Origin of the sequence: Leisingera sp. JC11, assembly GCF_040704725.1 — a bacterium.
Lineage (GTDB): Bacteria > Pseudomonadota > Alphaproteobacteria > Rhodobacterales > Rhodobacteraceae > Leisingera.
In genome coordinates this window covers 1-26,295 of record NZ_JBFCVS010000012.1, presented here as the reverse complement: position 1 = coordinate 26,295, position 26,295 = coordinate 1, and the positions used below count along the sequence as shown (strand labels likewise).

Sequence of the window (26,295 nt, the reverse complement as noted above, 5' to 3'; positions counted from 1 at the left end):
CTGCAACGGCGCATTTGCGCAGCCGCTTGGCAGCACGCCCGGAAACGCGTAACACCCCCTGTCAGAGGGACCCCAGCGATGAAGAAACAGAATATGAACCGCGATTGGATTGCCACTGCCGAAACCCTGTCGAGCGCGCTGCCGTATTTCCAGCGATTCTCCGGGGCGATTGTCGTCATCAAGCTCGGCGGCCACGCCATGGGCAGCGACGAGGCGATGGAAACCTTTGCCCGCGACATCGTGCTGATGCGCCAGGTCGGGGTGAATCCGGTGATCGTTCACGGCGGCGGGCCGATGATCAACGCGATGCTGGAAAAGCTGCAGATCAAGTCGGAATTCGTGAACGGCAAGCGGGTCACCGATGCCGCCACCATGGAAGTGGTGGAGATGGTGCTGTCCGGCGTCGTCAACAAGCGCATCGTGCAGGCGATCAACAGCCAGGGCGGCCGCGCCGTCGGCCTGTCGGGCAAGGACGCGAACCTGATCACCTGCGACCAGGCCGACCCGGATCTGGGCTTTGTCGGCGCGCCGGCCGAAATGGACCCCAAGGTGCTGCACGGGCTGTTTGAGAAGAACATGATCCCGGTGATCGCCCCCATCGGCGCCGGCCGGGATGGCGAGACCTACAACATCAACGGCGACACCGCCGCAGGCGCCATCGCCAAGGCGCTGCAGGCCGACCGCCTGCTGCTGCTGACCGATGTGGCCGGCGTCAAGAACGCCGAGGGCGAAGTGGTGACGGAGCTGAAGGCGGCCGATGTCGAGGAAATGACCGCCAGCGGCGTCATCGCCGGCGGCATGATCCCCAAGACCGAAACCGCGCTGGACGCGGTCCGCGGCGGCGTGCGCGCCTGCATCATCGTCGACGGGCGGGTGCAGAACGCGGTGCTGCTGGAACTTTACACCGACCACGGCGCAGGCTCGATGATCCGCGCCTGACGGCGCGGCAGGCGCGGCTCAAGAGGGGCGCCGCCCCTCTTGGCTCTCCCGGGCCAATCCGCCCCGGGATATCCTCAGTCAGAACAACGGGGGATGCGCCCGTCAGCTTCCCGGCGCCTTGTAGGCGCCTGCGAACCGGCCCGCTTTCTCCTGCATTTCCTTGAATTCATCCGCCGTGAACGCCCGGATGGTCTTGAGGTTGCTGACCGCGCCGCTGGCGCCGGTCGCCAGCAGGGCTGCCAGCAGGTTGGAGACGTCGTCGATCGTGACCTTGATCGCGAAATCATGGTCCCCCGTGGTCAGATAGAAGCTCTCCAGCGTGCCGCCTGCCGCCTCGACAAGGGCACGGGCCGCGGCCTCGCGGTCGCTGGGGCTGTCGATCATCGCCTTCATCGCAGAAGACGTGTAGTTCCCGGTCACGATAAATCTTGGCATTCAGTCTCTCCCTGGGGCGGAAGATGCAGGCCGGCTGCAGGCACGATGCCGGATATTCCGGCCTGCATGCCCCGCGCGGATCATAGCATGGATCACGCTTCCGGCATATGAGGAAGCCCGGCCCGGCCTGCGGGGGCTTGCCTTTGGCCCGATATTGCGCATCGCTGGCGGTATGGAGCATGAAACCCTGATCCGCCTGGGAGTCTTCCTGGGCCTGTTTGCGCTGTTCGCGGCGGCCGAGGCCCGGGCGCCGCGGCGCGCCCGCAGCCTGCCGCGGCAGCGGCGCTGGCTGACCAACCTGTCGATTTCGGTGCTCAACACGCTGACCCTGCGGGCGCTGGCGGTTGGCCTGCCGCTGCTGGCGGTGGGCGCAGCGCTGGATGCGGCAGAGCACGGCTGGGGGCTGCTGAACGCGGTGCGCTGGCCGGCCTGGGCAGAGGTGCTGCTGGCGGTGCTGGTGCTGGACTTCGCAATCTGGCTGCAGCATCTGATCACCCACAAGGTGCCGCTCCTGTGGCGGCTGCACCGGGTGCATCATGCCGACCGCGACATGGACGTGACCACCGCGGTGCGCTTCCACCCGGTGGAGATCGCGCTGTCGATGCTGGTGAAATGCGGGCTGGTCTATCTGCTGGGGCCCTCGGCCCTGGCAGTGGTGCTGTTCGAGATCCTGCTGAACGGCACCGCATTGTTCAACCACGCAAACCTGACCCTGCCCCGCAGGGCGGACGGGCTGCTGCGGCTACTGCTGGTGACACCGGACATGCACCGGGTGCATCACTCGCAGCTGCGGGCCGAGCATGACAGCAACTACGGCTTTGCGCTGTCGGTCTGGGACCGGATCTTCGGCACCTATATTGCCCAGCCCGGCCAGGGGCATGACGGCATGACCGTGGGGCTGGAGTGGCAGGACGGGCGGCCCGCAGGGCTGGGCTGGAGCCTGCTGCTGCCGTTCCGCCGCCGCTGAGATCCGGCAGCAGGAAGACGCCGGCAGGCCAGAGTCGGGCGTTTTTGCCCTGCGCCGCCCCCGGCCGGCTGCTAGGCTCGCCCCAAGCCACCACACCGGACGCCGCACATGACCCTGACTGACCTGCCAGACCATCCTGCCCCGGATGCGCATCTTTACTCACGGATCGAGGACGGGGCCGCGCAGGCCGGTCTGGCCGTTCAGGGCGCGCTGCACCCGGCCCGCCAGCCGGTCAAGGCACTGGACAGCGGAACCCTGCTGCTGCTGGGAACCTCTGGGGCATTCTGGCCGCTGTTCCAGTCCAGCCCGGAATTCCTTGACGGGGCCCCGGATCCGGTCGACCGCTGGTCCGTGCGGGTGATCGGCGCGCTGGCGGAGACGCTGGGCGGCACCCCCTATTTCCCCTTTGGCGGGCCGCCCTACACCCCCTTCATCAACTGGGCGCTGGCCTCGGGGCGGTTTTTCACATCGCCGTCACAGATGCTGGTGCATGATAGCGCCGGCATGATGATTTCCTTGCGGGGGGCCATTCATTTCAAACAGGAATTTGACATTCCCCCTCCGCCTTTGGCAGAGTCGCCCTGCGACAGCTGCCCCTCGCGTCCCTGCCTTGCCGCCTGCCCCGTCAGCGCCCTGGCCGACGGAGGCCCCTACGACCTGGCGGCCTGCCATGCGTATCTCGACACCAGCGCAGGCGCCGGCTGCATGTCCGGCGGCTGCCTTGCCCGGCGGGCCTGCCCGCTGAGCTTCGCCGCCAGCCGCGACCCAGACCAAACCGCACACCACATGAGGCATTTTCACCCGCAATGACCTGCACGCTGATCCTGACCCGCCACGCCAAATCCGCCTGGGACACCAATGTGCCCAGCGACCACGCCCGCCCGCTGAACAAGCGCGGGCGCCGCTCAGCTCCGGCCATTGCCGCCTGGCTGCGCGAATGCGGCTACCTGCCGGACCAGGTGATCTGCTCCTCTGCCCAGCGCACCCGCGAAACCTGCGAGCTGATGGATCTGGGGGTGCCCGCCAGATTCACCGAGCGGCTCTATCACGCCAATTCCGACATCATGTTCAAGGAACTGAGCGCGGCGGAGCAGAACCGGGTCATGCTGATCGGCCACAATCCCGGCATTGCCGCCTTTGCCCATTCCATCGTCGCCAGCCCGCCGGACCATTCCCGGTTCGACGATTATCCCACCGGCGCGACGCTGGTGGTGAAGTTCGATATCAGCAGCTGGAAAGACCTGGCCTGGAGCAGCGGCAAGGCCATCGACTTTGCCGTCCCGCGGGAGCTTCTGGGCGAATGATCCCTGCGGCAAGCTGGCGCATCCCGCGCGGGAGGCCTCTGGCGCCCGCGCGAAAGCGTGACTAGATAGTCAGCCGCACAGACATTTGCCGGACTGGAGACCGTCATGCACCGCCGTTCCCTGCTGCTGGCCGCAGCCGCCCTGCCCCTCACCGCCCTGCCGGGTTTCGCCGCGGCACCGGAGGCCATCCGGATCATGAAGTCGCCCACCTGCGGCTGCTGCACTGCCTGGGCCGATCACCTGTCCGCCGCCGGTTTCCGGACCGAGGTGCGCAATGTGCCGGACGAGGATCTGTGGGCGATGAAGGAGCGGCTGGGCGTCACCGGCGATCTGGCCTCCTGCCACACCGCGATGGCCGGGCCTTACGTGATCGAGGGCCATGTGCCCGCCGCAGACATCCAGCGGCTGCTCGCGGAACAGCCCGCCGCGCTGGGGCTGTCCGTGCCGGGCATGCCGGTCGGCTCGCCGGGGATGGAAATGGGCGATGAGCGCGAGGCGTTCGACACCCTGCTGATCCGGGCAGACGGCACGACAGAGGTGTTCGCCAGACATTCCTGACCAAGACCCCTGGAACAAAAAAGGCCGGGCGCAGTGCCCGGCCTTTCTGTTTTGCGGTGTTCCGTAGGGTGGGCGTTTCCGCCCACCGCCAAATGGAGCTTCAGTGACCCAGAATCTGGCTGAGGAACAGCTTGGTGCGGTCGCTCTTCGGGTTGTTGAAGAACTCTTCCGGCTCGTTCTGCTCCACGATCTGTCCCGCGTCCATGAAGATCACCCGGTTCGCCACCTGACGGGCAAAGCCCATCTCGTGGGTCACGCAGAGCATGGTCATGCCTTCCTCGGCCAGTTCGATCATGGTGTCGAGCACCTCTTTGATCATCTCCGGGTCGAGCGCCGATGTCGGTTCATCGAACAGCATGATGCGCGGCATCATGCAAAGCGAGCGCGCAATTGCCACACGCTGCTGCTGGCCGCCCGACAGCATGCCCGGGTACTTGTGGGCCTGCTCCGGGATCTTCACCTTCTCCAGGAAGTGCATCGCCCGCTCTTCGGCTTCCTTCTTGGGTGTCTTGCGGACCCAGATCGGCGCCAGGGTGCAGTTCTCCAGGATGGTCAGATGCGGGAACAGGTTGAAGTGCTGGAACACCATGCCGACCTCGGAACGGATCTTGTCGATGTTCTTGAGGTCGTTGGACAGTTCGGTGCCGTCCACCACGATCTTGCCCTGCTGGTGCTCTTCCAGCGCGTTGAGGCAGCGGATCAGGGTGGATTTGCCGGAGCCGGACGGGCCCGCGATCACAATCCGTTCGCCGCGGTTGACGGTCAGATTGATGTCGCGCAGCACGTGGAAGGATCCGTACCACTTGTTCATGTTGTTGATTTCAATGGCGACCTCGTCGCTCACGGTCATCTTGGAGCGGTCGATTGCGCGGTCGGACATAAGTTCAGACATATGTTGAACTCCTTAACGGTGGTCGGTGGCGAGACGGCGCTCGAGCCACTGTGAGTATTGAGAAATGCCGTAGCAGACGACGAAGAACAGAAGCGCGGCAAAGCCCAGAAGCTCCCAATAGACCCCGTTCCACTCGGTGGAGGCGAGGATCGGGCCGCGGATCATGCCAACCAGGTCGAACATCGAAATGACCGAGACCAGGGTGGTGTCCTTGAACAGGCCCACGGCCACGTTCACGATGCCCGGAATGGAGATCTTCAGCGCCTGCGGCAGAATGATCAGACGCATCGCCTGGGGATAGTCCAGGCCAAGGCTGTCAGCTGCTTCGTACTGTCCCTTCGGCAAGGCCGCGAGACCGCCGCGGATCACCTCGGCGATATAGGCTGCCGAGAACATGGTGATCATGATCACCACGCGCAGGAACAGGTCGACGGTGCTTTCCGGCGGGAAGAAGTAGGCCAGCATCACCGATGCCACGAACAGCAGGGTGATCAGCGGCACGCCGCGCACGAACTCGATGAAGATCACGCACATCCACTTGATCAGCGGCATGTCCGACTGGCGGCCCAGCGCCAGTGCGATACCCAGCGGCAGCGACAGCGACACGCAGGTTACGCCCAGCATCATGTTCAGCATGAAGCCGCCCAGATCGCGCGAGGGCACCGGGGACAGCCAGGCATCCTCCGACGCGCCTTCGGGGATCAGCTCGCCGCCGATAAGCCAGACTGCAAGCGCCACTGCGATCGCCCCGAAAAAGCCGATGGCAAAGCTGCTCTTGCCGTACTTCTGGAACACGGCCGCGGCCGCGACGAAGCCCAGAAGCGCCACCACCGGCACCATCAGCGTTCCGCCCCAGATCAGCCAAAATGCCAGGAACGGGTAGACAGCGGTGAAGGCCAGCAGTTTACGCGGCAGATCGAAGAACAGGACCGGGGCCGCAGCGACGAGGAAGAGAACCAGCGCCAGGTTCGGTCGCCAGTATTGGTCACCCGGGTACTTGAAGCCGTAGAGAAGCTGGTTCCAGCGCTCGGTCAGGACCGAGAAACAGGCCCCGATCTTGCCCTGCAGCACTTCGCGGCACTCGGCCAGAGAGCTGGTGGTCCAGACCCCGTTCAGCACCCAGGGCAGGATGTTGCTCAGCACCATGTATATCGCGGCCAGCGCCACGATGGTCAGCGCGGAGTTCGCGGCGTTGGAGAACAGGTTCTCGCGCAGCCATTTCACCACGCCTGTTTCCGACGCCGGCGGCGGGGCCGGCGGGATCTCGGTTTCGCGGACAAAGGCGACGGTATGTGCGTGTGTATCGCTCATGTCTCAGCGCTCCTTCAACTTCACAGATGCGTTGTAGACGTTCATCACCATCGAGATCACCAGCGAGGCGGTCAGGTAGAACAGCATCAAGAGCAGCACGCACTCGATGGCGCGGCCGGTCTGGTTCAGCGTGATGCCGCCCAGGGTTGCGGTGATATCCGCATAGCCCACGGCGATGGCGAGCGAGGAGTTCTTGGTGATGTTGAGGAACTGCGAGATCAGCGGCGGGATGATGACCCGAAGCGCCTGCGGCAGAACCACCAGGTTCATCACCCGGCGCGAGCGCAGGCCCAGCGCGGATGCCGCCTCGGTCTGGCCCTTGGAAACCGCCTGGATGCCGGCCCGGACGTTTTCAGCGATGAAGGCGCCGGTGTAGATCGACAGCGCGAACCAAAGCGCGATCAGCGGGCCGCCAACCTTGATGCCGCCGCTGAAGTTGAAGCCCTTCAGTTCCGGGTATTCCCAGGTCAGCCCCATGATCAGTGTCAGCGCCAGGAACGGCACCAGCCAGGCTGCGAGGATCGGCAGCATGGTCTTGGGGCGGACACCGGTGGCTTCCTGCTTGTGGCTGGCCCAAACGTTGATCTGATGCGCCACAATCCAGGACAGCGCGAAACCGGCAAGGATCAGCAGCCAGTTCATCGCGGTGCTGGCAAAGATGCCGTTCTGGAACCAGGGCATCGGCGTGTAGATGCCGCGATTGGTGAAGGCGAAGGAGTCAAACAGCATGCTGGCGGTCGCATTGTCGCCGCGGAACGCCCGCGGGCCCGGCAGCACCGCCGTCATGATGGTGAAGATGATGATGATCCAGATCAGCACCGGGATGTTGCGGAAGATCTCCACATAGGCCGCCATCAGCTTGGAGACGAGCCAGTTGTTGGACAGCCGCAGAACCCCGGCGATCACCCCGAAGACGGTGGCGGTGATACAGGCCAGGAAGGCCACCAGCAGGGTGTTCAGCAACCCGACCAGCGCGGCCCGCGCATGGCTGGACTGACTGTCGTATTCAACCAGGGTCTGGTTGATGTCGTACCCGGCCGAGTCGCCAAGGAAGGTGTAGGAAATATTGAGTCCGGCAGCGCGGAGGTTCTGGATCAGGTTGTTGCCCAGATACCAGATACACAGGGCCAGAACGATCGCCGCAATCACCTGGAAGGTCAGGGAACGATAGCGGGTATCGTTTATGAGCATAGACAGCCGAAAGCCTTCGGCCGGCGGGTCAGTAAGCGTTGACATATATTGTGATCCCCTGACTCCGGCGTCCTGATCCTGGCGGGGTTGTCCCCGCTCCGCAGCTTGCCGGAGCTTTTTTCAGATAGGAAAAGGGCGCAGGAATGTCCTGCGCCCCTCCCGGTGGTGTGGTTAGCGGAACGGCGGAGCGTACAGCAGGCCGCCTTCGGTCCACTGGGCGTTCAGGCCGCGGGCCAGGCCGACCGGAGTGTCTTCGCCGATGTTCTTGGCAAAGATCTCGCCGTAGTTGCCCTGAGCGGCAATCGCGTTCTTGGCCCAGTCAGCCGACAGGCCCAGCATTTCGCCCAGGGTGCCCTCGGTGCCCAGCAGGCGGTTGATTTCCGGATTCTCGGTGCCGGCTGCCATTTCGCCCAGGTTGGCCGAGGTGATGCCCAGCTCTTCTGCCGCGACCAGCGCGTTCAGGCTCCAGCGGACAACGTCGCCCCACTCGTGGTCGCCGTGGCGGACCAGCGGGCCCAGCGGCTCCTTGGAGATGATTTCCGGCAGGATCACGTGGCCGGCCGGATCGTCGAAGGTTGCGCGGGTTGCGGCCAGGCCGGAGGCGTCGGTGGTGTAGACGTCACAGGCGCCTGCCAGGTACTGCTGCTGCGCTTCGGCGTTGGTTTCGATCGGAACCGGCTCGTAGCTGATGTTGTTGGAGCGGAAGAAGTCCGCCAGGTTCAGCTCGGTGGTGGTGCCGGTCTGGATGCAGACGGTGGCGCCGTCCAGTTCCTTGGCCGAGGACACGCCCAGCTCTTTCGGGACCATGAAGCCCTGGCCGTCATAGTAGTTGACGCCCACGAATTCGAACTTCAAGTCAACGTCGCGGCTGAAGGTCCAGGTGGTGTTGCGGGCCAGCATGTCGATTTCGCCAGACGCCAGCGCGGTAAAGCGGGTCTTGCCGGTGGTCGGCACGAATTCGACAGCGTTGGAGTCGCCCAGCACGGCTGCAGCCACAGCACGGCACACGGCAACGTCAAAGCCTTCCCATTCCCCATTCGCATTCGGGGCCGCAAAGCCGACCAGGCCGGTGGTGACGCCGCAGTTCAGCTTGCCGCGGGCCTTCACGTCGTCCAGCGTGCCGGCGGATGCTGCGCCAGCCGCAAGACCGGCAAAGGTCATTGCGCCCAAAATAACGGATTTTTTCATATTTACCTCTTCCTGATAGCCCGCCATTCGGCGGTTCTTATTTTCCGGCGATCCCCCGCCGGATATGAGACTGAAGAAGGGTTTACCCCTAATTCGTCGCTGAGTTTGGGCGCATTCATCAGCAAACGTCAAGTGTGCTATCAGGAATTTCGATGTACGAATTCCGCACGCGGGCCTTGCGCGCGGAATTTTGTTTCGGGTTCCCCCTGTGGAAAAGTAATTTCTTGTCCTCTCAGGAAAAATCGTAGAATCGCTTGGCGTGCAGGAATTCCTGCCGTTTCACTTCCGCGGCAGCTTGGGCTTCCTCGTCCACGCCCCACTGTTCTTCCTGCCAGCGCTCATCCAGCCGCGACAGCAGCCAGATCTCCTCGGCGCTGCGCCAGCCCGATGCGGCCGCAAACCCAAGGATCAAAGAGCCTGAAATGCCTACCAGATCGTGAAATGCGGCCAGCTGGAAAGGCGTCATCGCGCGGGTTTTCTCTGCCAGAACCGCCAGCGCCGCCGCCTCCTGCGGCTGGTGCAGAACCCCGGCCCGGGGCTGCAGGCGCACGCCCAGTTCCGCCTCTGCCCAGTCCAGCACCGGGTCCCATTCGGCGGCCTGCCGGGCCGCCAGTTCAACCGGAGACCCGGCCCGGTAGCACAACAGATCGCTGTCGCCGTATTCGGCCAGCATCGCCGCCACTTCGCTGTGCTGATGTGTCACCTTGTCAATCGCGGCATTCGCCGAGCGGGTGCAGGGCATGGTTTTCGGATCAACTGATTCGGTCTGGGCGTCCCATTCCGCGGCAATCGCCTCTGCCATGGCGCGGGTCGGCACCGCCAAAAGCGCCTTGGCCGGGGTCTTGACCCGGCGGCCGTCCAGCTCCACCGCAAACCCGTCTGCGGTCTCTGCCACGGTGACCGCTTTCCAGAACCGTTTCTGTGCCCAGCCGCTCATCTCTTAGCCTTTCCAGATCTCTGCCAGCAGCGGGCGCAGCTCCGCGAAATCGCGGATCAGGTAATCGGCGCCCAAGGTTTCTGCCGGGTGATAGCCCCAGGGCACGGCGATGGTGGTGACCCCCGCTGCGCGCCCCATTTCGATGTCAAACCGCGTGTCGCCGATCATCACGGTGCTGTCCCGGTTCACGCCTGTCTCCGCCATCGCTGTCAGCACCATCGACGGGTGCGGCTTCGACGGGTGATGATCCGCCACCTGCCGGGTCACGAAACAGCTCAGCCCGTGCGCCGCGATCAGCGCCTCGACCCCGCGCTGGGATTTGCCGGTGGCGACCCCCAGCAGGTATTCCGGCACCTCGTTCAGCTCCGCCAGCATCTCCCGCGTTCCAGGGTAAAGCGGCGAATGCGCCGCCCCCGCCGCCTCGCGCGCCAGCATGTAGGAGGATTTGTAGCCCTCCACCAGCGCCTCCAGCGTGGCGGCGTCCTGATCCGGCGCCAGCTCGGCCATGGCCAGCGGCAGCGACAGGCCGACGATGGACAGGATCGCGTCGCGGGACGGCGTTTCCAGCCCGGCGCCTTCGAACGCCTCCGCCATTGCGCCAGTGATCGCGCCCTGGCTGTCCACCAGAGTGCCGTCAACGTCAAACAGGATCAGCCGCAGGTCCGCGCTCACTTCAGGTCCTCGAACGGGTCGTCAGCCGCCAGGTCCTCACTCCAGCCGAAGGTGTCCCAGCTTTCCTTCATGTGATCCGGCAGCGGCGCCACCACCGAGACCGGCTTGCGGGTGACGGGATGTTCAAACACCATCCGGCGCGCGTGCAGGTGCAGCTTCTTGGAGATCACCCCGCCGATCGAGGCGCCCCAGCCATCGCCCAGGTTCTCCTGACCCGAGCCGCCGTATTTGCCGTCGCCCGCAATCGGATGGCCCATGCCGGACATATGCGCCCGCAGCTGGTGGGTGCGGCCGGTGATCGGCTCCATCGCCACCCAGGCGGCACGGCTGGCGACGCGGTAGAGCGTGGCATAGAGCGTATGCGCGCGCTTGGCGCCGGGCGTTTCGTCGATGTCGTGCGGATGCACGTTGATCATCTTCTCGCCCTCGCCGGATTTGCCATGGCCCGGTGCTTTCACCAGCCCGTTCTTGATCTCGCCCAGGTAGGGCGTCGGCACCCCGGCAACCAAGGCCCAATAGATCTTGCGGGTGTTCTTGTGGCGGAAGGCAGCGGTCAGCGCCTGCGCCGCCTTGCGGTTCCGCGCCAGCACCAGCACGCCGGAGGTGTCCTTGTCGATCCGGTGCACCAGCTTGGGCTTTTCCTCCAGCCCGAACTTCAGCGCCTCGGCCAAACCATCCACATGCTTGGTGGTGCCGGAGCCGCCCTGCACCGCCAGCCCTGCGGGCTTGTTCAGCACGATCACATCATCGTCGCGGTAGATCACGCAGGACTGGATCATCTTGGCATCGGCGTCAGAGATTTTCATCTCGCGCGGCGCGGCAGGTTTCAGGTCGCTGTCTGCCAGCGGCGGCACCCGCACCACCTGCCCCGCCTCGACGCGGGTATTGGCCTTCACCCGGCCCCCGTCCAGCCGCAGCTCACCCTTGCGGCACATCTTTTCGATGCGGCCCTGGTTCACATGCGGAAACAGCCGCCGCAGCCAGCGGTCGATACGCTGGCCGCCGTCGTCTTCGCTGACGGTAATCATCTGAACGCCGCTCATGCGAACACTCCTCTTGCGGCCATCAGGCCCAGAAACAATCCGCCGACCGACAGGCCCACGGACAAACATACGTACAGCGCCGCCTGCCCGAAGGCGCCGCGCTCGATCAGGTTGGCGGTCTCCAGCGAGAACGCCGAGAAGGTGGTGAACCCGCCCATCAGCCCGGTCATCACCAGCGGGCTGAGCCAGGTCAGGTCCCGCAGCGCCGCCGCCACCACGAACATCCCCATCAGGAAGGAGCCGAGGATGTTCACCGTCAGGATCGCCACCGGAAAATCATGGTGCCCCAGCAGCCGGATGATGCCCAGCCCGGCCAGATAGCGGCACACTGCCCCGATTGCGCCGCCAAGGGCCACCATGGAAACCGAAGAAATCATCCCCGTCCTGTCGCCGGCGCAGGCAGGGATGTCAAGTTTTGCCCGTATTGCAGCCTCCGCAAGCCTCCAGCGGGGCCGCCCGCCGCTTCTTCTTTGCAAAAATACTCGCGCCGCAGGCAGCGGCTTTCCCGCCGGAAAGCCGCTTTACTTGTTCCGCTTCAGCCGCAGGTTCGCAAAATAGTCCGTGCGCCGCTTCAGCTCGCGCTCGAACCCCCGCTCCACCGGCTGGTACAGCACCGGGCGTTTCACCCCGTCGGGGAAGTAGTTCTGGCCGGAGAACCCGTCCTCCGCGTCGTGGTCATAGGCATAGCCGTCGCCGAAGCCCTGCTCCGACATCAGCTTGGTCGGGGCGTTCAGGATGTGCTTGGGCGGCGGCGCGCTGCCGGTTTGCTTGGCCAGCCGCCGGGCTGCCTTGATGCCGACGTAGACCGCGTTGGATTTCGGTGCCAGCGCCAGATAGACCGCGGCATTCGCCAGCGCCAGCTCACCCTCGGGGCTGCCAAGGCGCTCGTAGGTCTGCCAGGCATTCAGGCAAACCGTGTTGGCCTGCGGATCGGCCATGCCGATGTCCTCGGTCGACATCATGGTCAGGCGCCGGGCCAGGAACCGCGGGTCCTCGCCGCCCTCCAGCATCCGCGCCAGCCAGTAAAGCGCTGCATCCGGGTCGGAGCCGCGGATCGACTTGTGCAGGGCGGAAATCAGGTTGTAATGCTCGTCGCCGGACTTGTCGAACTTGGCCGCCCGGCGCATCAGGCGGGCCGACAGCGCCTCGCGCCCCAGCGGGGCCTCCACCTTCCAGGCGGCAACCTGTTCGATGAGATTCAGGAGCGCCCGCCCGTCGCCATCGGCCATCTCATGCAGCGCATCGCGGGCATCGCCCGACAGCGGCAGGGCGCGGCCCAGCTCCTTCTCGGCGCGCTGGGTCAGGCGTTCGAGATCGGCAAGCGACAGGCGTTCCAGAACCAGCACCTGGCTGCGCGACAGCACAGCGGCGTTAAGCTCGAACGAGGGGTTTTCGGTGGTCGCCCCCACCAAGAGGATAGTTCCATCCTCCATATGCGGCAGGAAGCCGTCCTGCTGGGCCTTGTTGAAGCGGTGGATCTCGTCGACGAACAGGAGGGTGCCTTGCCCGTTCTGGCGGCGGATCTTGGCGGCCTCAAAGACTTTGCGCAGCTCCGGCACGCCGGTGAAGATGGCCGAAATCTGCACGAAATGCAGGTCGGTCTCCTGCGCCAGCAGCCGCGCGATGGTGGTCTTGCCCACGCCGGGCGGCCCCCAGAAGATCAGCGAGGACAAGGAGCCCGAGGCCAGCATCACGCCCAAGGGCGCCTCCGGCCCCAGAACCTGTTCCTGGCCGATCACATCCGCCAGCGACTGCGGCCGCAGCCGGTCGGCCAGCGGCCGGTTGGGCGCGGGCTGCTGCGCATCGCCGCCCGCGGGCGCCGGGCTGCCGAACAGGTCCGCCATCAGGTGCGGAACCGCAGGGTGACGTGCTGGCCGCGGCGGTTCAGGTCCAGCTGGATCCAGCGGCCGCTGCCCGCCAGGAATGCGTAAACATCATCGGTGCTGGTCACAGGCTGGCCATTGACCGCCAGCAGCGCATCGCCGGGCCGCACCCCGCCGCGGCCCGCATAGGGGCCGGGATCGGTGACCACCACGCCCTCCGACGACAGCGGCAGGCCGAGGCGGGCAATCACCTGCGGATTGATCTGCGCCACGGTCAGACCGGGCAGCGCGGTCTTTTCATCTAGCTGCACCGGGTTGGCGGGCGGCTGGTCCGGCGCGGTGATCATCGGCACTGCGACCACCTCGCGCTCGGTCCCGCGCAGGCGGGTGATCTCAGCTGTGCCGCCCAGACCGGAGACCGACATGCGGAACACCATCTCGGAGGGCGAATTCACCACCTCTCCATCCACATGGGTGATCACGTCGCCCACCCTGAACCCCGCCTTGGCAAAGGGGCTTTCGCGGTGCAGGTCGGAGACCACCATGCCCTCCGGCAGTTCCATCCCCATCGAGGCTGCCAGATCCGCATCCACCGGCTGCCCGGCCATGCCGGCCCAGGGGCGCTGGAATTCCTCGGCGCCGTTTTGCGCCTGCTCCACGAATTGTTTGACCAGGTTGGCGGGGATCGCAAAGCCGATGCCGTTGGAGCCGCCGGAGCGCGACAGGATGCGGGTGTTGATGCCGATCAGGTCGCCATTCACATCGATCAGCGCGCCGCCGGAGTTGCCCGGGTTGATCGGCGCATCGGTCTGGATGTAGTAGCCGAACCCGTCGCCCGCCCCCATGCCGGTGCGCGCCAGGCCCGAGATAATGCCGCTGCTGACGGTCTGCCCGACCCCGAACGGGTTGCCGATCGCCAGCGCCAGCTCGCCCACCTGCACCTCGTCGCTGTCGCGCAGCGTGAGGTGCGGCAGGTCCGCAGCCTCCTCCAGCTGCAGGATCGCCAGGTCGCTGGCCTTGTCGCCCAGGATCACCCGGGCATTGTACTCACGCCGGTCATTGGTCACCACGCGGATTTCGGTGGCGCTGCCGACGACATGGTAGTTGGAGACCACGATGCCGTCCGCCGACAGGATCACCCCGGAGCCGAGCGAGTTCTCCACCCGCGGCTGAGGCTGGGCAAAGCCGCGGAAGAAATCGTCGAAGAACGGATCGTTCATGAACGGCGAGCGGCGGCGCTGCTGCACCTGGCGCACCACCTTGGCATAGATGTTCACCACCGCCGGCGAGGCCTCCTTGACCAGCGGCGCAAACCCCAGCGCAATCTCCGCCTGGCTCTGCGGCACCCGGGTTTCGGCGGCGGCGGGCAGGGTCAGGGACGGCAGGGCAAGACACAGGGCAATGGCGGTCAAGGCAGGACGGATCATGGGCTCTCCAGCAACTGTTGCCCGAAGGATATGCGGAGTGCGCTGGCGGAATGCAAGACGGGAGCGCCCCAAGGGGCGGAGGGGCGCTGCCCCTGTTGGCCTGACGGCCAATTCACCCCGGGATAATTCCGGCCAGATGAAGGAAGGGCCGGCAGGGCTCAATCCAGCGGCGCGTGCAGCCTGGTGCCCCTGGTGACGATGCCGCCGCGGCTGCCGGGGGTGACGCTGCCATAGCGCTGCCTGAAGCACTCCGGCAGTTCCCGGTCGCCCTCCGGCGACAGCCACAGGCGGAACAGGTGGCGGCGGCGCGCGGGCTCCGGCCAGTCGGTGAAGCCGGTGCGGTCATGCAGCTGGGAGTGGTTGTAGACAAATTGCATGTCGCCGGGCTGCAGCCGCATGGTCAGGTGCAGCGCCGGGTCATTGGCCAGCGCGTCGAACATGTCGAGCGCCGCAACATGCTCCGGCGTCAGCCGCATCGCTTCGGGGAACCGCTGGGCGCTGTCGATATACTGGCGCTGATAGAACACGGTAAGCCTGCCCTCGTGCCAGCTGAGCGGCGGGATGGTCATGAAGGGCTGCATCCCCTCCGGCACCTCGCCGCGGCGGTCGGTGGCGATCGGGTCGAACAGCCGCGCCAGCAGGTCCGGACGTTCGGCGCGCATCCGGTTATAGATCGCCTCGGCGCTGACCAAGAGCGAATCGCCGCCCTCCTTCGCCTCCTGCAGGCACAAGAGGCCCACCACATCGGCGCTGTCGGTGTGGAAGGTCTGGCGCGCATGGGTCTGGTAGATCCGGGTGTTGGGGTCATCGGCATCGGCGCCAATGTCGCGCACATGGCCCAGAATATGGCCCGCCGCGTTCTGCGAGCGCGCGGAGCCCAGATGCGCCCCCACGCCGCAGAAGATGGCCGCCGCCATTTTCTGGCTGCAGCCCGCCACCGGCAGCCCGCGCAGCACCTCGAACCCGATGCCGTGCAGCAACTTGTCCTTCAGCGCCTCCAGATGGGGGGCAAAGCGGGTCAGCGGAAAATCCGCCTTGGTGATCTCCCCGATGTCGCGGCCCAGGCTCAGGTAGTGGCGCGCGGCCTGTTCCAGATCGGCGATGTCCTCCGGCGCCAGCTGCACCAGCCAGCGTCCGGGATGCGCCTGCATGTCCTGCCCGGTCCATGCCGCCGGGCCTTCGATCCGTTCCGGCATTTGTTCCAGCATGCTGTTCTTCCCCGCTGCGGCGCCGCTGCCCCAAGGATGCGGAAGACGCGGCGGCATGCAACAGAAACTGCAGTGCCGCCGTGCACGCCCATGCCCGCGCCCCCTGGCAGGCCTCAGGCTTCAGCCGGCGCCGTTTGCGCCACCGCGCGGCGTTTGGCAACCGCTTCGGCCAGATGCTCCAGCTCTGCCACGGTGTCCTCCCAGCCCAGGCAGCCGTCGGTGATGGACTGGCCGTAGGTCAGCTCGCCCTTGCCCAGGTCCTGGCGGCCCGCCACCAGGTGGCTTTCCACCATCACGCCGGTGATGCGGGTATCGCCGCCTGCGATCTGCGCCGCCACGTCGCGCAGCACCGCGGGCTGCTTCATCGGGTCCTTGCTGCTATTGGCATGGCTGGCGTCGATCATCACATGGCCGCGGATGCCGTCCTTTTCCGCCAGCTGGCAGGCCGCATCGACGGAGGCCGCGTCGTAGTTGGTGCCGCCGCCGCCGCGCAGGATCACGTGGCAGTCCGGGTTGCCGCTGGTGGCCGCGATTGCCGCCCGGCCCGACTTGGCCAGCGCCATGAAATGATGCGGATGGGCGGCCGAGCGCACCGCGTCCACCGCAATCTGCACATTGCCGCGGGTGCCGTTCTTGAAGCCGACCGGGCAGCTGAGGCCGGAGGCCATCTCGCGGTGGATCTGGCTTTCGGTGGTGCGGGCGCCGATGGCGGCCCAGGCCACCAGGTCGGAGATGTACTGCGGCACCGCGGTATCGAGGAACTCTGTCCCGACCGGCAGGCCCAGGGCATTGATGTCCAGGCACAGGCGGCGGGCCAGCCCCAGGCCCTCGTTGATGCGGAAGGAATTGTCGAGGCCGGGGTCGTTGATCAGGCCCTTCCAGCCGGAGATGGTGCGAGGTTTTTCGAAGTAGACCCGCATGACGATCTCCAGCTCACCTGCCAGCCGCGCGCGCAGCGGGGCCAGCCGTTCGGCGTATTCCATCGCCGCCTTGGGGTCGTGGATCGAACAGGGGCCGACCACGGCGACGACGCGGCCATCGCGGCCGTGCAGCACGTCCTGAATGGCGGTGCGGCTGGCCAGCACGGTATCGGTGGCCGTCGCGGTGGAGGGCATCTGCGCGGCGAGGTCCTCGGGGGAAATCAGTTCCTGCATGCCGGTAATGCGGAGGTTTTCTGTTTGGGGTGTCATGTTTCAGCTTCCTTGGCGGGTGGCCCTTGGCGCTGCGGCGGATACAAAAAAACCGCCTGCGGGCTGCGGGCGGTTGGTGGTATCCTGGTGCGTTTCCTGTCTGTCTTCAGAACGCGCTGACCCCTCCGTCCGCCATGTGGCGCGGATAAAAGAAATACCAGAATGCGGCATAGCTACGGGTCATGGGCCGGACGCTAGCGGAGATTCGCGGGGCTGTCACCCCGGAAATGCGCCCGCAGCACAGCAAAAGGCCCTCCCAAACGGGAGGGCCCTTGGCATTTTCCTGAAGGCAGCGATCAGAAGTCCTGCCACAGGTCGCGGGCGGCATTGCCATCGCTGGCGGCGGCTGCAACCGGGGCCGGGCTGGCCGCAATGTCCCAGTCATCGCCGCCCCAGTCATCATCGCCATGGGCCGTAGGCTGCACCTCGGCGGGCGCGGCCGGGGCCGCAAGCGCAGCGCTGCTGCCATCCACCTGGAAGCGCGTCACCAGGTCGGCGAGCTTCATTGCGTCGCTGTTCAGCATGTGGCCGGCCGCAGTGGCCTCCTCCACCATCGCGGCGTTCTGCTGAGTCACCTGATCCAGCTGGGTGACGCCGGTGTTGATCTCATGCAGGCCGGTGGACTGTTCCTCGGCGCCTTCGGCGATTTCGGAGACCAGCTGCGAGATATGGCTGACGCGGCCCACGATCGATTGCAGCGCCTGGCCTGCGCGGCCGACCAGATCAACCCCCTGATCCACCTGGCGGGAGCTGTCGGAGATCAGTGTCTTGATTTCCATCGCCGCATCCGAGGAGCGCTGCGCCAGCGCCCGCACCTCGGAGGCCACCACGGCAAAGCCGCGGCCTGCTTCGCCCGCGCGGGCGGCCTCCACCCCGGCGTTCAGCGCCAGCAGGTTGGTCTGGAAGGAAATGTCGTCGATCACCCCGATGATCTGGCTGATCTTGCTGGAGCTTTCCTCGATCCCGCCCATGGCGGCGACCGCGTCCTGCACCACCTCGCCGCTGGTCTCGGCTTCCTGACGGGCTTCGCGCACGGTGTTTTCCACGTTGCGGGCGCCTTCGGCTGCCGATTTCACGCTGGCGGTCAGCTCATCGATTGCGGCCGCGGTTTCCTCCAGCGTCGCCGCCTGGCTTTCGGTGCGGTGCGACAGGTCGTCGGAGGCCTGGCTGATCTCGGCGGCGCCGTTGCGGATGCTCGAGGACGCCTCGATCACCTGCTGCACGGTGGCGTTCAGATTGTCGATCGAACCGTTGAAATCGGCGCGCAGCTGTTCGTATTCCTCCGGGAATTCCTCGGCGATGCGGACGGTCAGGTCGCCCTGCGACAGGCGCGACAGCCGCTCGCTCAGCTCGCGCACCACGCCGGCCAGTTCTGCGTCTTTGCTCTCGGCCTTCTGCTGTTCGGCCTCCTGCATCCGCACCAGCTCATCGCGGAATTTTTCCAGCGCGCGGGCCATGTCGCCGACCTCGTCGCCGCGGTTCTGGCCGCGGATCTCGACCGCGTTGTTGCCCTCTGCCAGCCCGCGCATCGACACCACGATGCGGCGGATGCCCGAGGCGATGCCGGAAGCGATCAGAAGCGCCAGGATGCCGCCGATCAGGATCGCGCCGCCGATGGCTGCGGGGATCATGGTGCGGGTCTGGGCGCCCAGTTCCTCGTTGGCGGCCCGGCGGCTGGCCATGGCCTCTGTGCCTGCGGCCTGCAGCGCGGCCATAGTGGCGCGGAAGCTGTCGAAATACTCCTTGCCGCGTCCCTCGGCCACCAGGTCGGCCATGTCGTCCATGGTGGCGGCGCTGCCGATCACCCGGCGCAGCTGCAGCATCGGCACAACCACGTCATTGCGCCAGTTGTCGATGATCTTGGCCACGGCATTCAGCCGGTTCGTCTGGATCAGGTTGTCGGCCAGCGCTAGGCGGAGATCGGCCATCACCTCGTTGAAGCGCCCGTTGCCCTCCATATACGGATCAAGGAACGCCCGGTCGCCTGCCAGAAGGAACCCGCGCATGCCGGTTTCCATGTCAACGGCGGCGGCCAGAAGGTCCTTGGCCCGGCTGATCACCTTGTGGGTCTCCTCCACCGCCTGCAGCGAGGTGTTCAGGTAGTCCGCATCGGCAATCCCGGCATTGACCAGCGACATAAAGGTGTTCCGGCGGTTGTTGAGCTCGACTTCCTCCTCCTCGATCACCTTTGTGATCTCGGTGCGGAACTCCTCGAAATAGACCCGGCCCTTGGATTTTTTCACTTCGGCGGCCATGTCGTTCATGGTCATGGCGTCGCCGATCTCGCGGCGCAGCTCAATGGCGCCGGCCGCCACGTTTTCCTGCCAGCCGGTCAGGATCTGCTCCGCCTCGTCCAGGGTGGCCAGCATGTCCGCATCGCCCGCTGCCAGGCCGCGCAGACTGGAAAGGGTTTCCGCCACCTGGCTCTTGCCCTCTTCAAAGGGGACCAGGTATTCCTCCCGTCCCGCCAGCAGGTAGCCGCGCAGGCCCGCCTCCATCTGCGAGGCCGCCTCCGCCAGGGACTGCGATCCGGTCAGGATTTCCTGGGTGTGGTCCACCGCTTTCGCCGATTGCTCCATCCGGCCCAGGTTGAAGACCGCCAGCACCCCTACGCCAAGCACCAGCAGCAGCGGCAGCACCGCAACGGATACGATTTTCACCTTGGTGCTGAGATTTGCCAGTGAGAACCGCCTGGCCGCGGACGTCTTCTTCTTTGCCATCACATCTGTCCCGGAAATTTCGGATAACAACGTTAAGGCAGAAGAAAATTACGATTCCCTTTCGCTTGGAAAGTGAATCCGGAACGCCGGGAGCTGCCGTGGCGTAAAGAAAAACCCCCGCTCCGGTCGGAGCGGGGGCCAGACAGTGAACCCTGAAAGGCTCAGCGCGTCTTATTCGTCTGCTTCAGCAGCTGCTTCTTCTGCTTCCAGGCGGGCCTTGTCGGCAGCACCCTTGGCGGAAACGTCGCGGTCGACGAACTCGATGATCGCCATCGGAGCCATGTCGCCATAACGGAAGCCGGCCTTCAGAACACGGACATAGCCGCCCTGACGGTCCTTGTAGCGCGGGCCCAGAACCTCGAACAGTTTCGCGACGTCCTTGTCCTCTTTCAGCTTGGCTGCGGCCTGACGGCGGGCGTGCAGGTCGCCGCGTTTTGCCAGGGTGATCAGTTTTTCAACGATCGGGCGCAGTTCTTTTGCCTTGGGCAGGGTGGTCTTGATCTGCTCGTGCTCGATCAGCGAGCCGGCCATGTTGGAGAACAGGGCCTTGCGGTGCTCATGAGTACGGTTCAGGCGGCGGTAACCACGTGCGTGACGCATTTTTCAATTCCTTATCTTGCGTTTTGCTTTGTCAGGCGGCTGATGCGTGTCAGCCGCTCACCTTGGGGCGGGTGCCCATGTTGTCCCCGGCAGTCCCGGGCATTGAAGAGGAGGGCCGGAGCCCTCCTCGAAACCTTTAGAAGCTGTCTTCGAACTTCTTGGCCAGATCTTCGATGTTGTCCGGCGGCCAGTCCTCGACGTCCATGCCGAGGTGCAGGCCCATGCCCGACAGAACCTCTTTGATCTCGTTCAGCGACTTGCGGCCGAAGTTCGGGGTGCGCAGCATCTCCGCTTCGGTCTTCTGGATCAGGTCGCCGATATAGACGATGTTGTCGTTCTTCAGGCAGTTTGCCGAACGGACAGACAGTTCCAGCTCGTCCACTTTCTTCAGGAGAAGCGGGTTGAACTCCAGACCATCGTCCTCGTCCTGGCGGCCAGCCGATTCCGGCTCGTCGAAGTTGACGAAGATCGACAGCTGGTCCTGCAGGATGCGGGCAGCATAGGCCACGGCATCGTCAGGGGAGATGGAGCCGTCGGTTTCCACCTTCATGGTCAGCTTGTCATAGTCCAGAACCTGGCCCTCACGGGTCGGCTGAACGTCATAGGAGACCTTCTTGACCGGCGAGTAGATCGCGTCAATCGGAATCAGGCCGATCGGTGCATCTTCCGGCTTGTTCTTGTCTGCCGAGACATAGCCTTTGCCGGTGTTCACGGTCAGTTCCATGAACAGGTCGGCGCCGTCGTCCAGGTGGCAGATCACGTGGTCGCGGTTCAGAACCTCGATGCCGGCGGTTTCGGCAATGTCGCCAGCGGTGACAACTGCCGGACCCTTTGCATTGATCGACAGGCGCTTGGGGCCTTCGACTTCCATGCGCAGGGACACGCCCTTGAGGTTCAGGATGATGTCGGTGACGTCTTCACGGACACCGGCCACGGACGAAAACTCGTGCAGGACGTTGTCGATCTGCACGCTGGTGATGGCCGCGCCTTGCAGCGAGCTCATCAGGACGCGGCGCAGCGCGTTGCCCAGGGTCAGGCCGAAACCGCGTTCCAGCGGCTCTGCGACGACAGTTGCCTGGCGTGCAGGATCGTTGCCCGGCTTCACTTCCAGCTGTGCCGGCTTGATCAGCTCTGCCCAGTTCTTATGGATCATGCGTTCCCTCCATTCCTGTCCCTGCCCCATGTCCGGAAGGCCAAGGACGCCCGAGGTTTAAATGACGCACTGGGGCCCTGCGAATCAAGCGGGGCCCCAGCAAAAAATTCGAATTAGACGCGGCGGCGCTTCGGCGGGCGGCAGCCGTTGTGCGCGATCGGGGTCACATCACGGATCGAGGTGATGTTGAAACCGATGGCGGCCAGAGCGCGCAGAGCCGATTCACGGCCAGAGCCGGGGCCCTGAACTTCGACTTCCAGGGTTTTCACACCGTGTTCCTGGGCTTTCTTGCCCGCGTCCTCAGCAGCCATCTGAGCCGCGTAAGGAGTGGATTTCCGGGAGCCTTTGAAGCCCATGGTGCCGGCGGACGACCAGGAGATCGCGTTGCCCTGCACGTCGGAGATCAGGATCTTGGTGTTGTTGAACGAAGAGTTCACGTGAGCAACGCCGGAGGCGATGTTCTTGCGCTCTTTACGCTTAATGCGGGTTTTATCGCGTGCCATTGATCAAGCCCCCCTTACTTCTTCTTGCCGGCGATCGGCTTCGCCGGGCCCTTGCGGGTGCGGGCGTTGGTGTGGGTGCGCTGACCGCGGACCGGCAGGTTGCGGCGGTGGCGCAGGCCACGGTAGCAGCCCAGGTCCATCAGGCGCTTGATGTTCATGGTCACTTCACGGCGCAGGTCGCCTTCGACGGTGTAGTTGGCGTCGATGTGCTCGCGCACGGCCAGAACTTCAGCGTCGGACAGTTCGTTCACACGACGGGTTGCGTCGATGCCAACAGCCTCACAGATGGCTTTCGCCGAGGTGTTGCCGATACCGGTGATGTAGGTGAGGGCGATGGGAACCCGCTTTGCAGTCGGGATGTTAACGCCGGCAATACGTGCCACGTGTCACTTTCCTTTTCGTTGCGGTTCCGTAACGCCGGAACCTTTTTTCACAACACTTGACCGTGGCAGTGTGGCCAGAGGGTCCAGCATTTCGAGGTGGTAAGGCAGACAGACGAATCCATCCGCCGGGAATCATTCCCAGAAGGGATGGGGTTGCCTATGTGGAATTGCCGCGGGGGTCAACCCGTGATCTGCGAAAACGCCGCGGCCTGCTCCCCTGCCCCGTCAGCTGCTGCAGGCAAAGAACTGCAGCGGCTCGGGATCGCCCATCCAGATAGATACAGTGCCGGGCTCCTCCGGGTCCAGAACAACCGTGAACAGCTGCGGGAAATACTGCGGTCCGGGCAGTTCGCAGCGGCCGGTGTGGTCAGTTGCGCTGTAGCTGCGCTGGCCAAACCGGATCGGCGGCTGGAAATTGCAGAAATACTCCATCGAGTTGAAGCCGCTGCTGTTCAGGATCAGCCCGCCCTCATTGGCATAGTCTGTCACGCCGTTCTCGCTGATAAGCACCCGGTCGCAAGCAGTCGCGTCATCAAGATAAAGCTGCTGCGCGGACAGCGGGCCGGACAGGGCAATCATCGCGGCACATGCGGCGGACAGTTTCAGGCGGGGTGCGGGCATCGGGGCCTCCGGAAATGAAAATGCCCCGCGCTTATGCAGCACGGGGCACTTCGATCCGGTAAACGGGCAGCTTATTCGCCCATGATCCAGGCCATGCTCTTGCGGACTTCCTCGATCGAGGCGAGGCCGTCCAGGCGCTGGAGGTTGCCCTTGGCGTAGTAGTAGCCGATCAGCGGCGAGGTCTTCTTGTAGTATTCCATCAGGCGGGTCTTGAGGCTGTCCTCATTGTCGTCCGCCCGGCGCTGCACATCTGTGCTGCCGCAGTTAGCGCATTTGCCGTCGGCCGGCCAGGGCTTGGTCTGATCGTGGTAGACCTCGCCGCAGCCGCCGCAGGTGGAGCGGCCGGTGATGCGTGCGACCAGCGCGTCGTCGTCGACCTGCATCTCGATCACGGCGTCGAGCTTGAGGTCCATCTCCTCCAGCAGATTGGCCAGCGCGTCGGCCTGGGCCAGGGTGCGCGGGAAGCCATCGAAGATGAAACCGCCCTCGGCGCCGCCCTGCAGCTTCTCGCGGATCAGGCCGATCACGATCTGGTCGGTGACCAGCTTGCCTTCGGCCATGATGGCGGCAACTTTCTTGCCCATTTCAGTGCCGGAGGTCTGGGCCTCCCGCAGCATGTCGCCGGTGCTGAGCTGCACCATGCCGCGGGATTCAACCAGGTAGCGCGCTTGCGTACCTTTGCCCGCACCAGGCGGGCCAAGGAGAATAATATTGGTCATCGGCGAGAGGGTCCCCGTTTTGTCCGTTTCTTGTTGCGCCCGCGCAGCTGGCTCTTCTCGATAAGGCCCTCATACTGATGCGCGAGGAGGTGGCTTTGCACCTGCTGAATGGTGTCCATGGTGACGGATACCACAATCAGAACGGACGTGCCGCCAAAATAAACCGGGATGGCGAATTGGCCGCGGAGGACTTCCGGCAGCAGGCAGACCAGCGCCAGGTAGCCAGAGCCCAGAACCAGCACGCGGTTGACCACATACTCGATGTATTCGGCGGTCTTCTTGCCGGGGCGGATGCCGGGGACAAAGCCGTTCTGGTTCTTCAGGTTGTTCGCCACGTCCTCCGGTTTGAAGGAGACATTGAAGGTGTAGAAATAGGCAAAGAACACGATCATCGCGACGAAGAACAGCAGGTACAGCGGCTGGCCGGGGCCGAAGTTGGCCAAGAGCCAGGACATCACCGGACCGGTCGCCGCACCCGAAGAGAACGCCGAGATGGTGGTCGGCAGCAGCAGGAGCGAGGAGGCGAAGATCGCCGGGATCACGCCCGCCGGGTTCACCTTGACCGGCAGATGCGAGGAGCCGCCGTCATAGACCTTCATGCCGACCTGGCGGCGCGGGTACTGGATGTGGATCTTGCGCAGCGCGCGCTCCATGAACACCACGAACATGATCACCGCGACGACCATGATGATCACACCGATGATCACCGCCGGGCTGATCGCGCCGGAACGGCCGGAAGCAAAGAACTGGGCAATCGCTGCCGGAACCTCGGCGATGATGCCGACGAAGATGATCAGCGAGATGCCGTTGCCGATGCCGCGCTGGGTGATCTGCTCGCCCAGCCACATCAGGAACATGGTGCCGCCGACCAGGGTGATCATGCAGGCCATGCGGAAATACATGCCCGGATCGGTCGCCAGGTCGCCCTGCTCCAGCGACACGGCCAGGCCATAGGCCTGCGCGGTCGCCAGCGCCACGGTGCCGTAGCGGGTGTACTGGTTGATCTTCTTGCGGCCCTGCTCGCCCTCTTTCTTGAGCTGCTCAAGCGAGGGCACCATCGAGGTCAGAAGCTGAACGATAATGGAGGCGGAGATATAGGGCATGATGCCGAGGGCAAAGATCCCCATGCGGCCAAGCGCGCCGCCGGTGAACATCGACACCATGCCGCCGATGCCCTGGCCTGCCTGCTCCATGAACTGGCGCAGGGCGGCTGCGTCGATGCCGGGAACCGGAATGAAGGTGCCCAGGCGGTAGACAATCAAAAGGCCGATGGTGAACAGGATGCGGTTGCGCAGATCCGTAGCTTTGCCAAGGGCAGCCCAGCTGGTGTTTGCCGCCATTTGTTCTGCTGCTGATACCATGAAAAGGTCTCTTCTTTAGCGAAACGCCGCCCGGAACCGTTTTCCGGCTCGGGCGGCGTTCTAGGAAAACTCGGAGACTATGTAAGCGGCATTGGCGCCGCTCACAAGCCGTTACTCTGCGGCGGCGGGGGCTGCCACAGTCAGAGTGCCGCCAGCTTTTGCCACGGCGTCAACAGCTGCAGCGGATGCGCCGGTGACTGCGATGGTTGCTTTGGCGGTGATTTCGCCTTTGGCCAGGATGCGGACGCCGTCCAGTTTGCGGCGCACCAGGCCGGAGGCAACCAGCGAATCCTCGGTGATGGAGGCTGCGTCCAGCTTGCCTGCGTCGATGAATTTCTGGATCAGGCCCAGGTTCACAACGGCGTATGCCTTGCGGTTCGGCTTGTTGAAGCCGCGCTTGGGCAGACGCTGGTACAAGGGCATCTGGCCGCCTTCGTAGCCGTTGATCGAGACACCCGAACGGGATTTCTGGCCTTTGATGCCGCGGCCGCCCATTTTGCCTTTGCCGGAACCCGGGCCACGGGCCACACGGGTGCGTTTCTTGGCGGCGCCTGCATTGTCGCGCAGTTCGTGAAGTTTCATGTCGCTTCTCCTTGCCGGATGTGGCCCCCGAAGCGGAATGGGCCAACCGCGGCGTTTCTTGATTGGTGATTCCGTGGCGCAGAACGCCACCGGGTGCCTATAGACGGGTTGAGGCGGGGGATCAAGCCCTGCGGGTCGGCCGGGCAAGGGGAATGCATCGGGGCCGCCAAGGCCCCTGCCCTGCCGGTTGCTGTTCTTCTGTCTGTCGTGTCCGTTCCGCTGCTGGCCGTCCGTTAAAGGGTGGCGGCGCCGCCGGGGTGGAGAGGGGATGGGGATAACCCCATGCGAAAATGCATTCACGCGCTCCGGGTGCCAGACCGGAGCCCCGTTCCAGGTGCCGGGGGTGTCAGGCCCGGCGGGTGATCATGACCGGGGATGAGATTGCCTTAGACGGGTTAAAAGCCCGTAGGCGGTGCGTACGGTGGGTTCGCAACGGGTGATTTGCCTTTCGCCACCCGGCTCAAGTCGCGGCGATCCCGGAGGGCGGCGCCCGGCCCGGCGGGGTGGGAAGCGAAGCGCCCGCCCTGTTTTGCCGGAGGCAAACCTTCGGTTTGACGGGGGCGGGACG

27 protein-coding genes are annotated in these 26,295 nt (G+C 64.9%); 5 read left to right on the top strand and 22 right to left on the bottom strand.

Annotated features, from left to right (window positions below; all coding sequences use genetic code 11):
• Positions 1-78: 78 nt before the first annotated feature.
• Positions 79-939, top strand: coding sequence for an acetylglutamate kinase (argB, locus tag AB1A62_RS14330; protein WP_366662134.1), 861 nt, complete (start codon positions 79-81; stop codon positions 937-939).
• Between the two features lie 102 nt (positions 940-1,041).
• Here argB and AB1A62_RS14325 read toward each other — a convergent pair whose 3' ends face one another.
• Entirely contained in the window at positions 1,042-1,374 is a 333-nt protein-coding gene (locus AB1A62_RS14325; RefSeq protein WP_366662133.1) for a GYD domain-containing protein, read from the bottom strand.
• 172 nt (positions 1,375-1,546) lie between these two features.
• Between AB1A62_RS14325 and AB1A62_RS14320 the strand changes: the two genes are divergently transcribed.
• The 4 genes from AB1A62_RS14320 (at position 1,547) to AB1A62_RS14305 (ending at position 4,203) form a co-directional block, all read left to right on the top strand.
• Positions 1,547-2,341, top strand: coding sequence for a sterol desaturase family protein (locus tag AB1A62_RS14320; protein WP_366662132.1), 795 nt, complete (start codon positions 1,547-1,549; stop codon positions 2,339-2,341).
• 108 nt (positions 2,342-2,449) lie between these two features.
• Positions 2,450-3,151, top strand: coding sequence for a ferredoxin (locus AB1A62_RS14315; RefSeq protein WP_366662131.1), 702 nt, complete (start codon positions 2,450-2,452; stop codon positions 3,149-3,151).
• Complete coding sequence (locus tag AB1A62_RS14310; protein ID WP_366662130.1) at positions 3,148-3,645, top strand: histidine phosphatase family protein; 498 nt, start codon at positions 3,148-3,150, stop codon at positions 3,643-3,645. Before AB1A62_RS14315 ends, AB1A62_RS14310 begins: the two co-directional genes overlap by 4 nt.
• Before the next feature lie 105 nt (positions 3,646-3,750).
• Positions 3,751-4,203 carry a DUF411 domain-containing protein gene (locus tag AB1A62_RS14305; RefSeq protein WP_366662129.1) on the top strand — a complete coding sequence of 151 codons (453 nt, stop codon included), beginning with the start codon at positions 3,751-3,753 and terminating at the stop codon, positions 4,201-4,203.
• 100 nt (positions 4,204-4,303) lie between these two features.
• On the opposite strand, the gene AB1A62_RS14300 is transcribed toward AB1A62_RS14305, so the two are convergent.
• The 21 genes from AB1A62_RS14300 to rplO all read right to left on the bottom strand — a co-directional run bounded on the left by AB1A62_RS14300 (position 4,304) and on the right by rplO (position 25,727).
• Positions 4,304-5,095, bottom strand: a complete 792-nt coding sequence (locus AB1A62_RS14300; protein WP_366662128.1) for an amino acid ABC transporter ATP-binding protein — start codon at positions 5,093-5,095, stop codon at positions 4,304-4,306.
• 12 nt (positions 5,096-5,107) lie between these two features.
• Positions 5,108-6,406, bottom strand: a complete 1,299-nt coding sequence (locus tag AB1A62_RS14295) for an amino acid ABC transporter permease (protein WP_366662127.1) — start codon at positions 6,404-6,406, stop codon at positions 5,108-5,110.
• Between the two features lie 3 nt (positions 6,407-6,409).
• Positions 6,410-7,642, bottom strand: coding sequence for an ABC transporter permease subunit (locus AB1A62_RS14290; protein ID WP_366662126.1), 1,233 nt, complete (start codon positions 7,640-7,642; stop codon positions 6,410-6,412).
• A gap of 126 nt (positions 7,643-7,768) precedes the next feature.
• Complete coding sequence (locus tag AB1A62_RS14285; protein WP_366662125.1) at positions 7,769-8,785, bottom strand: amino acid ABC transporter substrate-binding protein; 1,017 nt, start codon at positions 8,783-8,785, stop codon at positions 7,769-7,771.
• A gap of 232 nt (positions 8,786-9,017) precedes the next feature.
• Complete coding sequence (locus AB1A62_RS14280) at positions 9,018-9,722, bottom strand: ATP12 family protein (RefSeq protein ID WP_366662124.1); 705 nt, start codon at positions 9,720-9,722, stop codon at positions 9,018-9,020.
• A 3-nt stretch (positions 9,723-9,725) separates the two neighbouring features.
• Positions 9,726-10,394, bottom strand: coding sequence for an HAD-IA family hydrolase (locus tag AB1A62_RS14275; protein ID WP_366662123.1), 669 nt, complete (start codon positions 10,392-10,394; stop codon positions 9,726-9,728).
• Positions 10,391-11,437 (bottom strand): RluA family pseudouridine synthase, encoded by a 1,047-nt coding sequence (locus tag AB1A62_RS14270; protein WP_366662122.1) that lies wholly within the window; start codon positions 11,435-11,437, stop codon positions 10,391-10,393. Before AB1A62_RS14270 ends, AB1A62_RS14275 begins: the two co-directional genes overlap by 4 nt.
• A complete protein-coding gene (gene crcB / locus AB1A62_RS14265) occupies positions 11,434-11,814 on the bottom strand; it encodes a fluoride efflux transporter CrcB (protein ID WP_366662121.1) in 381 nt (126 codons plus the stop codon). Before crcB ends, AB1A62_RS14270 begins: the two co-directional genes overlap by 4 nt.
• Before the next feature lie 144 nt (positions 11,815-11,958).
• Positions 11,959-13,281 carry a replication-associated recombination protein A gene (locus AB1A62_RS14260; RefSeq protein ID WP_366662120.1) on the bottom strand — a complete coding sequence of 441 codons (1,323 nt, stop codon included), beginning with the start codon at positions 13,279-13,281 and terminating at the stop codon, positions 11,959-11,961.
• The gene (locus tag AB1A62_RS14255; RefSeq protein ID WP_366662119.1) at positions 13,281-14,687 is read right to left on the bottom strand and encodes a trypsin-like peptidase domain-containing protein; all 1,407 of its coding nucleotides are present in this window, start codon (positions 14,685-14,687) and stop codon (positions 13,281-13,283) included. The genes AB1A62_RS14260 and AB1A62_RS14255 overlap by 1 nt, the downstream gene beginning before the upstream one ends.
• Before the next feature lie 158 nt (positions 14,688-14,845).
• Positions 14,846-15,895 (bottom strand): TauD/TfdA family dioxygenase, encoded by a 1,050-nt coding sequence (locus tag AB1A62_RS14250; RefSeq protein WP_366662118.1) that lies wholly within the window; start codon positions 15,893-15,895, stop codon positions 14,846-14,848.
• Positions 15,896-16,008: 113 nt separating this feature from the next.
• Entirely contained in the window at positions 16,009-17,085 is a 1,077-nt protein-coding gene (locus tag AB1A62_RS14245) for a 3-deoxy-7-phosphoheptulonate synthase (RefSeq protein WP_366662117.1), read from the bottom strand.
• A 296-nt stretch (positions 17,086-17,381) separates the two neighbouring features.
• Positions 17,382-19,805, bottom strand: coding sequence for a CHASE3 domain-containing protein (locus AB1A62_RS14240; protein WP_366662116.1), 2,424 nt, complete (start codon positions 19,803-19,805; stop codon positions 17,382-17,384).
• Between the two features lie 171 nt (positions 19,806-19,976).
• Positions 19,977-20,405 carry a 50S ribosomal protein L17 gene (gene rplQ / locus AB1A62_RS14235; RefSeq protein ID WP_065268162.1) on the bottom strand — a complete coding sequence of 143 codons (429 nt, stop codon included), beginning with the start codon at positions 20,403-20,405 and terminating at the stop codon, positions 19,977-19,979.
• A 136-nt stretch (positions 20,406-20,541) separates the two neighbouring features.
• Positions 20,542-21,558 carry a DNA-directed RNA polymerase subunit alpha gene (locus tag AB1A62_RS14230; RefSeq protein ID WP_019298014.1) on the bottom strand — a complete coding sequence of 339 codons (1,017 nt, stop codon included), beginning with the start codon at positions 21,556-21,558 and terminating at the stop codon, positions 20,542-20,544.
• A 113-nt stretch (positions 21,559-21,671) separates the two neighbouring features.
• Positions 21,672-22,061, bottom strand: a complete 390-nt coding sequence (gene rpsK, locus AB1A62_RS14225; RefSeq protein WP_065268163.1) for a 30S ribosomal protein S11 — start codon at positions 22,059-22,061, stop codon at positions 21,672-21,674.
• 14 nt (positions 22,062-22,075) lie between these two features.
• On the bottom strand, positions 22,076-22,444 hold the full coding sequence (rpsM, locus tag AB1A62_RS14220) for a 30S ribosomal protein S13 (RefSeq protein ID WP_019298012.1): 369 nt from the start codon (positions 22,442-22,444) through the stop codon (positions 22,076-22,078).
• Positions 22,445-22,669: 225 nt separating this feature from the next.
• A complete protein-coding gene (locus AB1A62_RS14215; RefSeq protein ID WP_366662115.1) occupies positions 22,670-23,065 on the bottom strand; it encodes a hypothetical protein in 396 nt (131 codons plus the stop codon).
• Between the two features lie 71 nt (positions 23,066-23,136).
• Positions 23,137-23,784, bottom strand: a complete 648-nt coding sequence (locus tag AB1A62_RS14210) for an adenylate kinase (protein WP_366662114.1) — start codon at positions 23,782-23,784, stop codon at positions 23,137-23,139.
• A complete protein-coding gene (secY, locus tag AB1A62_RS14205) occupies positions 23,781-25,145 on the bottom strand; it encodes a preprotein translocase subunit SecY (protein WP_366662113.1) in 1,365 nt (454 codons plus the stop codon). Before secY ends, AB1A62_RS14210 begins: the two co-directional genes overlap by 4 nt.
• A gap of 111 nt (positions 25,146-25,256) precedes the next feature.
• Entirely contained in the window at positions 25,257-25,727 is a 471-nt protein-coding gene (gene rplO / locus AB1A62_RS14200) for a 50S ribosomal protein L15 (RefSeq protein ID WP_019298008.1), read from the bottom strand.
• Between the last annotated feature and the right edge of the window lie 568 nt (positions 25,728-26,295).